This window comes from uncultured Pseudacidovorax sp. (assembly GCF_913773995.1).
GTDB lineage: Bacteria > Pseudomonadota > Gammaproteobacteria > Burkholderiales > Burkholderiaceae_C > Xenophilus.
On sequence record NZ_CAJYES010000056.1, the window covers coordinates 1 to 7,976 of the forward strand.

General features: G+C 65.3%; 9 protein-coding genes and 2 tRNA genes. 7 read left to right on the plus strand and 4 right to left on the minus strand.

Annotated features, from left to right (window positions below):
- Nucleotides 1-547: tetratricopeptide repeat protein (locus QZ772_RS05005; protein WP_295523643.1), on the minus strand; the 547-nt coding region annotated here is incomplete at its 3' end.
- Nucleotides 548-749: 202 nt separating this feature from the next.
- On the opposite strand from QZ772_RS05005, the gene cysS reads away from it, so the two are divergent.
- Genes cysS through QZ772_RS05020 form a run of 3 tightly spaced genes read left to right on the plus strand, consistent with a single transcriptional unit; the run spans nt 750 to nt 3,805 of the window.
- Entirely contained in the window at nt 750-2,129 is a 1,380-nt protein-coding gene (gene cysS, locus QZ772_RS05010; RefSeq protein WP_295523645.1) for a cysteine--tRNA ligase, read from the plus strand.
- A 27-nt stretch (nt 2,130-2,156) separates the two neighbouring features.
- Nucleotides 2,157-2,807: a DNA-3-methyladenine glycosylase 2 family protein gene (locus tag QZ772_RS05015; protein ID WP_295523647.1), complete on the plus strand. Its 651-nt coding sequence runs from the start codon at nt 2,157-2,159 to the stop codon at nt 2,805-2,807.
- Between the two features lie 17 nt (nt 2,808-2,824).
- Nucleotides 2,825-3,805, plus strand: a complete 981-nt coding sequence (locus QZ772_RS05020; RefSeq protein ID WP_295523649.1) for an acetyl-CoA carboxylase carboxyltransferase subunit alpha — start codon at nt 2,825-2,827, stop codon at nt 3,803-3,805.
- A 15-nt stretch (nt 3,806-3,820) separates the two neighbouring features.
- Here the strand turns inward: QZ772_RS05020 and QZ772_RS05025 are convergent, their stop codons facing one another.
- A complete protein-coding gene (locus QZ772_RS05025; protein ID WP_295523651.1) occupies nt 3,821-4,102 on the minus strand; it encodes a DUF1232 domain-containing protein in 282 nt (93 codons plus the stop codon).
- Between the two features lie 66 nt (nt 4,103-4,168).
- On the opposite strand from QZ772_RS05025, the gene tilS reads away from it, so the two are divergent.
- The 4 genes from tilS to QZ772_RS05045 all read left to right on the plus strand — a co-directional run bounded on the left by tilS (nt 4,169) and on the right by QZ772_RS05045 (nt 7,415).
- Nucleotides 4,169-5,194, plus strand: coding sequence for a tRNA lysidine(34) synthetase TilS (gene tilS / locus QZ772_RS05030; RefSeq protein WP_295523653.1), 1,026 nt, complete (start codon nt 4,169-4,171; stop codon nt 5,192-5,194).
- A 96-nt stretch (nt 5,195-5,290) separates the two neighbouring features.
- Nucleotides 5,291-6,559 carry an aspartate kinase gene (locus QZ772_RS05035; RefSeq protein WP_295523655.1) on the plus strand — a complete coding sequence of 423 codons (1,269 nt, stop codon included), beginning with the start codon at nt 5,291-5,293 and terminating at the stop codon, nt 6,557-6,559.
- 71 nt (nt 6,560-6,630) lie between these two features.
- A tRNA-Ser gene (locus tag QZ772_RS05040) sits at nt 6,631-6,723 on the plus strand.
- Nucleotides 6,724-7,016: 293 nt separating this feature from the next.
- Nucleotides 7,017-7,415 (plus strand): hypothetical protein, encoded by a 399-nt coding sequence (locus tag QZ772_RS05045; RefSeq protein ID WP_295523656.1) that lies wholly within the window; start codon nt 7,017-7,019, stop codon nt 7,413-7,415.
- Nucleotides 7,416-7,617: 202 nt separating this feature from the next.
- On the opposite strand, the gene QZ772_RS05050 is transcribed toward QZ772_RS05045, so the two are convergent.
- Nucleotides 7,618-7,708 (minus strand) — tRNA-Ser (locus tag QZ772_RS05050).
- A gap of 15 nt (nt 7,709-7,723) precedes the next feature.
- The coding region (locus QZ772_RS05055) for a band-7 C-terminal domain-containing protein (RefSeq protein WP_295523658.1) at nt 7,724-7,976 on the minus strand (253 nt) is incomplete at its 5' end.

The following is a 7,976-nucleotide window of genomic DNA, read 5'->3' on the forward strand; positions in this document are numbered from 1 at the left end:
TGCCATTGGCAGCGTTGCCGGTGGTGTCCACCAGTTGGCGCACCAGTGCAAGCTTGGGCGCAACGCTGGAACTGGTCGATGCGAAGGATTGCGCGCGGTTGTACTGGCGTGCAGCCAGGCGTACATAGACATCGCCCAGGTTCTCGTGGGCTACGGCGTAGTTGGGATTGAGCCGCAAGGCGTTGTCGAGCGCGTCGCGCGCCTTGTCGAGCTGGCCCTCGGCCGCATAGATGACGGCGAGGTTGTTGTACGGCTCGGGCAGTTCGGGGTAGTCCTGCGTGAGCTTGACGAAGGTGTCGGCGGCGTCTTGCTGCTTGCCTTGTTCGCTGAGGATCACGCCGCGCAGGAAGCGCATCTGCGGATCGCGCGGATTGCCGGCGATGTAGCGATCGGCTTTGTCGAGTGCCTCGGTGGCCTTGCCCGAGCGCAACAGCGCATTGACGTCGGCGTAGTCGTCGGCCAACGCCGCGCCGGCGCCTGCGATGAGCACACCAGCAAGGGCGGCGCGAAGCAATGAACGGGCGACGGGAGAGGCGGCGTGCGTCATGGAGCGAATGAGGCCGGACCGCGAGTGCGCCCCGGCATGGTTGGATGCGGCGGGCCCGTGGGAACGGGCGCTGCGCAGGGGCCGTTTATACTCGTGGGATTGTAGCCATGGGTTGTCCGAAGCCCTTGGCAGTGCGCCCGCAGCGGCGCATGATCGATCTCCAGGCTGGCGCCACCTTTCAACGGCGCCCATTCCGATTTTCATGACCCTGCGTATCTACAACACGCTCACGCGTGCACTGGAGGAGTTTTCGCCGCTGGAGGCAAGCCATGTACGGATGTACGTGTGCGGCATCACGGTCTACGACTTCTGCCATGTGGGTCATGCCCGTTCGATGATCGCGTTCGACGTTGTGCAGCGCTGGTTCAAGGCCCGCGGCTGGCGCGTGACCTACGTGCGCAACATCACCGACATCGACGACAAGATCATCCGCCGTGCGGTGGAGAACGGAGAGACGCTCAAAGCCCTCACCGCCCGCATGATCGACGCGATGTACGAGGATACAGACGCGCTGGGCGTGGAGCGCCCGACGCACGACCCGCGCGCCACCGACTACATCCCGCAGATGCTGTCGATGATCGAGACGCTGGAACGCAAGGGCCTGGCCTACCGCTCGGCCGACGGCGATGTGAACTATGCGGTGCGCAAGTTCCCGGGCTACGGCAAGCTGTCGGGCAAGTCGCTCGACGAGCTTCATGCCGGCAACCGCGTGGCCGTGGCCGAGGGCAAGGAAGACCCGCTCGATCCGGTGCTCTGGAAGAGTGCCAAGCCGACCGAGCCCGCCGAGGCCAAGTGGGAGAGTCCCTTCGGCACCGGCCGCCCCGGCTGGCACATCGAATGCTCGGCCATGGCCTGTGACCTGCTCGGTGAAACCTTCGACATCCATGGCGGCGGCGCGGATCTGCAGTTTCCGCACCACGAAAACGAGATCGCGCAGAGCGAAGGCGCCACGGGCAAGCCCTTCGCGATGAAGTGGATGCACAACGGCTTCATCAACATCGACAACGAGAAGATGTCCAAGAGCCTGGGCAACTTCTTCACCATCCGCGATGTGCTCAAAAAGTACGACGCCGAGACGCTGCGCTTCTTCATCGTGCGCGCACACTACCGCAGCGACCTCAACTACAGCGACGTGCACCTGGACGATGCGCGCAATGCGCTGCGTCGCCTCTACACGGCGCTCGACGGCGTGCCGCCGGCCGAGATCGCAGAAATCGACTGGCAAGATCCCCATGCCGCGCGCTTCAAGGCCGCGATGGATGAAGACTTCGGCACGCCCGAGGCGGTTGCCGTGCTCTTCGAACTGGCCGCCGCGGCCAATCGCACCCGTTCGTCACAGACCGCTGGCTTGCTCAAGGCGCTGGCCGGCACGCTGGGCCTGTTGCAGTCCGAGCCGCGTGCCTACCTGCAGGCCGGCGCTGGTCTCGATGATGCGGTCATCCAGGCGCGCATCGATGAGCGCGCCGCGGCCAAGGCCGCCAGGAACTTCGCCGAGGCCGACCGCATCCGCAACGACCTGCTCGCCCAGGGCGTCGTGCTCAAGGACGGTCCCGCGGGCACCACCTGGGCGTCGGCCCAGTAATCCGTGGACACGACGGCAACGCTGGCCATGGCTGCACCGCGCCCGCAGGCTCCGGAATTCATCACGCCCGACTATTGGGAGGAGGCTTGCCGCCACCTGGTCAAGAAGGACCGCGTGATGCGCCGGCTGATCCCGCAGTTCGGCGACGCACGGCTGCAGTCGCGCGGCGACGCCTTCACCACGCTGGCGCGCAGCATCGTGGGCCAGCAGATCTCGGTGAGAGCCGCGCAGTCGGTGTGGGAGCGCTTCGAGAAGCTGCCGCGCCGCATGACGCCCGCCAACGTGCTCAAGCTGAAGGTGGACGACATGCGTGCGGCGGGCCTGTCCGCGCGCAAGGTGGAGTACCTCGTCGACCTCGCGCTGCACTTCGACGGCGGCACCGTGCACGTCGACGCCTGGAAGGACATGGCCGACGAGATGATCATCGCCGAGCTCGTGGCCATTCGCGGCATCGGCCGGTGGACGGCGGAGATGTTCCTCATCTTCCACCTGCTGCGTCCCAACATCCTGCCGCTGGACGACGCCAGCCTCATCGCCGGTATCAGCCAGCAGTATTTCTCGGGTGACCCCGTCAGCCGCAGCGATGCGCGCGAAGTGGCCGTCGCCTGGGCCCCTTATTGCAGTGTGGCCACTTGGTACATTTGGCGCTCGCTCGAGCCCCTGCCCGTGGCCTATTGACTTCACAGGAGTAGATCTTGGCAAAACGTAGCTTCCTCGACTTCGAGCAACCCATTGCCGAACTCGAAAGCAAGATCGAAGAGCTGCGCTATGTGCAGAGCGAATCGGCGGTCGACATCTCGGAAGAGATCGACCAGCTCGGCAAGAAGAGCCAGCAGCTGACCAAAGAGATCTACAGCAGCCTCACGCCGTGGCAGATCACGAAGATCGCCCGCCATCCGGAGCGGCCCTACACCCTGGACTACGTGAACGAGATGTTCACGGATTTCGTTGAGCTGCACGGCGACCGCCACTTCGCCGACGACCTGTCGATCGTCGGTGGCCTCGCGCGTTTCAATGGCATGCCCTGCATGGTGCTGGGCCACCAGAAGGGCCGCGACACGAAGGAGCGCACGGCGCGCAACTTCGGCATGAGCAAGCCCGAGGGCTATCGCAAGGCGCTGCGCCTGATGAAGACGGCCGAGAAGTTCAAGCTGCCAGTCTTCACCTTCGTCGATACGCCGGGCGCCTACCCCGGCATCGATGCCGAGGAGCGCGGGCAGTCCGAGGCCATCGGCCGCAACATCTTCGAGATGGCGCAGTTGGAAGTGCCGATCTTCACCACGATCATCGGCGAGGGCGGCTCCGGCGGTGCCCTTGCCATCTCGGTGGCGGATCAGGTGCTGATGCTGCAGTACTCGGTGTATTCGGTCATCAGCCCCGAGGGCTGCGCCTCCATTCTCTGGAAGACGGCCGACCGGGCGCAGGACGCGGCGGATGCCCTGGGCATCACGGCGCATCGCCTCAAGGCGCTTGGTCTGGTCGACAAGATCGTGAACGAGCCGGTGGGTGGCGCCCATCGCGACCATCGACAGATGGCTTCCTTCCTGAAGCGGGCGCTGACCGAGGCGGTGCGCCAGGTGGTGGACCTCAAGCCGCGCGAACTGCTGGACCGCCGCTATGAGCGCATTCAGAGCTACGGGCGCTTCGCCGACACAAAGGCCGACGCGGGCCGCTGAGACCGTTCGCCCGCCTCAGCGCCGTGTGGTCGCAGCGCGGGCGCGAAGGGCATCGGCCATGCCTGGTGGCAGCAGCTTCTGCGACAGCCTCAGCAGGAGAAAGACCACGATGCCGTCGTCCAGCCAGCCCAGCACGGGAACGGCATCCGTGACCAGGTCCAGCGGGCTCAGCAGGTACGCGGCTGCAGCGAGTACCGCCAGCTTGGCGCCCCAGGGGGCGCTGCCGTTGCGCAACACGGCCCAGGCGAGGGCCAGCTCACCACGCATGGCCCACCACAGTCGTCCCAGTTTCCACATAGGCTCAGTCCTTGGTTCGGTCGTCGCGGGCATGCGACGGCCATGAATGGGATTGGAGCTACAGGCATGCGTCCAGTTCCCCCGCCCGGACGCATCGAGTCCGCCGTGGGCGCGCTTTCGCCTCGGCTCCCGCTGGGCGTTGCGCTGAGTGGGGGTGCCGACTCGACAGCACTGCTGGTGGCTTGTGTGCGCCGCTGGCCGGGGCAGGTGGTCGCCCTGCACGTCAATCACGGGTTGCAGGCCGCAGCGGAGGACTTCGAGCAGCACTGCCAAGCGCTTTGCGCGCGACACGGCGTGCCGCTGCGCGTAGGCCGCATCGATGCGACACATTCGCCAGGGGAAAGCCCGGAGGAAGCTGCGCGGCGCGGGCGTTACCGGGCGCTTGCGGCGCTCGCCGCACAAACGCCGGGGAGTCTCGAAACGAGCTTGGCCGGCCCCAGCGATGTTTCTGGCGCGATCCGCGACATCGTGCTGGGCCACCATGCGGATGACCAGGTGGAGACGCTCCTCCTTGCCCTCTCTCGCGGCGCCGGTCTGCCCGGCCTGGCCGCGATGCCGCCTGTGGCCGAGCGCGACGGGCTGCGCTGGTACCGGCCCCTGCTCGAACTACCGGGCGGCGCCATCCGCGACTGGCTTCGCGCGCAGGGTGAGTGCTGGGTGGACGATCCGACCAACGCGGATGTGCGCTACACCCGCAACCGAATTCGTCGTCAGTTGTTGCCCGTCCTGGCCGAGACCTTCCCTCAGTTCCGGGAGACCTTTGCCCGCAGCGTCCGCCACGCGGCCGAGGCGCAGCAGATGCTGGCCGATCTGGCCCGCGCCGATCTGGCCGACACAGGTGTGCCGCCACGCATCGCCGCGCTGCAGCGATTGCCCCGCGCCCGGCAGGCCAATGCCCTGCGTGCATGGCTGGCGCTCGAAGCGGGCAGGCCGCCCAGCGCCCGTCAGCTCGACGAATTGCTCGACCAGATCGCGGCCTGTACCACGCGCGGGCACCGCATCCACCTCAAGGCCGGCAGCGGCCAGGTGCTGCGCGAAGGCGACACCCTGCATTGGTACAATGGCGCGCCCCTGCCGAAGCCCCCGCGCTGAATGGCATCCGGGCCGCCACCGCGCAGGCCATTCTCCAGGCCCGCCGTCCCGGGCGACGCCGATCAGGCGACTCACTTTTCTTCCGACATCTCACCCATGGCATTGATCGTTCACAAGTACGGCGGCACGTCGATGGGCTCGACCGAGCGCATCCGCAACGTCGCCAAGCGCGTCGCCAAATGGGCGCGCGCGGGCCATCGCATGGTGGTGGTCCCCAGCGCCATGAGCGGCGAGACCAACCGCCTGTTGGGCCTGGCCAAGGAGCTGGCCCCGGCCAAGCCCACCACGCCCTACAACCGCGAGCTGGACATGCTGGCCGCGACCGGCGAGCAGGCCTCGTCGGCCTTGCTGGCCATTGCGCTGCAAAGCGAAGGCGTGGAGGCCGTGAGCTATACCGGCTGGCAGATGGGCGTGCAGACCGACAGCAGCTACACGAAGGCCCGCATCGAGCGCATCGACGACGAGCGCGTACGCGCCGACCTGGACGCGGGCCGCGTGGTCGTCGTCACCGGCTTCCAGGGCGTGGACGAGCTGGGCAACATCACCACGCTAGGCCGTGGCGGCAGCGACACCTCGGCCGTGGCGATCGCCGCCGCGATGAAGGCCGACGAGTGCCTGATCTATACCGACGTCGACGGCGTCTACACCACCGACCCGCGCGTCGAGCCCGATGCGCGCCGCCTGGCCAAGATAAGCTTCGAAGAGATGCTGGAGATGGCCAGCCTGGGCTCCAAGGTGCTGCAGATTCGCTCGGTGGAATTCGCCGGCAAGTACCGCGTGCCGCTGCGCGTGCTCTCCAGCTTCACGCCCTGGGACATCGACATCAATGAAGAGGCCGTGTCGGGCACTCTGATCACCTTCGAGGAAGACGAAACCATGGAACAAGCCGTCGTGTCCGGCATCGCTTTCAGCCGCGACGAAGCCAAGATCTCCGTCCTGGGCGTGCCCGACAAGCCGGGCATTGCGTACCACATCCTGGGCGCCGTGGCCGACGCCAACATCGAGGTGGATGTGATCATCCAGAACCTTTCGAAGGACGGAAAGACCGACTTCAGCTTCACCGTCAACCGCGCGGAGTTCGCGCGCACGGTGGACCTGCTCAAGACCAAGGTCCTGCCGACGCTGGGCGCGGCCGACATCGTGGGCGACACCAAGATCTGCAAGGTGAGCATCGTCGGCATCGGCATGCGCAGCCACGTGGGCGTTGCAGCAAAGATGTTCCGCGTGTTGAGCGAGGAGGGCATCAACATCCAGATGATCTCCACCAGCGAGATCAAGACGTCCGTCGTGATCGACGAGAAGTACATGGAGCTGGCCGTGCGCGCACTGCACAAGGCCTTCGACCTGGACCAGCCCGCAAATTAATGCGCAACGCGCGGCCTCTGGGGCCGAACAGGGCAGATTCGATGGCATAATCACGGTCTGCCTAGCGCACTGGAAACGTGACCGAGTGGCCGAAGGTGCTCCCCTGCTAAGGGAGTATGGGGTGTAGAGCCTCATCGAGGGTTCGAATCCCTCCGTTTCCGCCAGCCTTCGCTAACCCCGCCCATCGAAAGATCGGCGGGGTTTTTTGTTGCTGCGCCCGTTCACTCCACAACAACTGCAACCGTAACGCTACTGACCGGGCGTCCGCATCGAAAGTCTCCTCGGTTTCAGAGCGGCCATGACTGCAACTCCCGGCGACATCATCAAATCAGCTGATCTGCTCGTCGCTGTGAATTCAATCGATGGACAAGATCATCGTCTATGCGCTGCCCGGGTTCATTGTGCTGATGGCTTGTGAATTCGCTTACTGCGTACTGACCCGCAAGAACACGGCGGGATGCTGGTCATCTGGGATCGAATGTTTGGCACCTTCAAAGAAGAAGACGAGCCTTGTGTCTATGGAAGCCGGACTCCGTTGAAGAGCTGGAACCCGCTCTGGGCGGTGGGCAAGGGCTACGCAGACATTGCAGCGCTCGTAGCCCATACGCGGCGCTGGTCGGACAAACTCCGACTGTTGTGGAAGCCGTCCGGCTGGCTTGCCGACGAGGTGCAGTCCCAAGAGGAGCCGTACGATTTGCAGGCGGCGGCTCAGCGATATGACCCCCCGTTGTCGCTCGGCAGTCGCCTGTTCGGTGTCTTACAGTTTTTGTTGCTGGCCGCGGGGGCAGGCGGCTATTTGTGGTTTGCCGAGAGCTGTCTTATGGAGAGACTATGCTGGTCGTCGCGCCCATGTTGATCGGCCGTTGGGCATTGGGCATGTTGTTGAATGGCCGTCTGACAGCTGGCCGCATGTGGCTTGTGAACTTGACCACCGCGGCAGGGCGCTCGCCATATGGCTCAGTTTTCACTTACAGTGAGCTGGCAAGGCATTGCCAGCGCGACACTTGGTCGAAACCCCAAAGAAAAAACCCGTTGGGTGACAACGGGTTTGGAATCTCTGGCGGAGCAGGCGGGATTCGAACCCGCGGTGGGCTATTAACCCACACACGCTTTCCAGGCGTGCGACTTAAACCACTCATCCACCGCTCCGTGGAGCCCATGATTCTAACCCGGATTTGAGCCGCCGCGGCCGGCGCGCACCATCTGCATCGCGGAAGCGATCAGTCCGGCGGTATCGGTCATGTTGCTGGGCACGATGAGGGTGGTCTTGGCGTCCGCTGCGACCTTGCTGTAGGCGTCGACGGCGCGCTCGGCCACCTTGAGCTGCACGGCCTGATCGCCCCCTGGCTGCCGGATGGCGGCCGCGATGCGTTCGATGGCCAGTGCCGTGGCCTCGGCCACTGCGGTGATGGAGGCG

Bases quoted from the DNA above. Each gene is read 5' to 3' on its own strand.
- cysS (WP_295523645.1), top strand. From the start codon at position 750: ATGACCCTGCGTATCTACAACACGCTCACGCGTGCACTGGAGGAGTTT.
- QZ772_RS05015 (WP_295523647.1), top strand. From the start codon at position 2,157: ATGGCTGCACCGCGCCCGCAGGCTCCGGAATTCATCACGCCCGACTAT.
- QZ772_RS05025 (WP_295523651.1), bottom strand. From the start codon at position 4,102: ATGTGGAAACTGGGACGACTGTGGTGGGCCATGCGTGGTGAGCTGGCC.
- tilS (WP_295523653.1), top strand. From the start codon at position 4,169: ATGCGTCCAGTTCCCCCGCCCGGACGCATCGAGTCCGCCGTGGGCGCG.
- QZ772_RS05035 (WP_295523655.1), top strand. From the start codon at position 5,291: ATGGCATTGATCGTTCACAAGTACGGCGGCACGTCGATGGGCTCGACC.
- QZ772_RS05045 (WP_295523656.1), top strand. From the start codon at position 7,017: ATGCTGGTCATCTGGGATCGAATGTTTGGCACCTTCAAAGAAGAAGAC.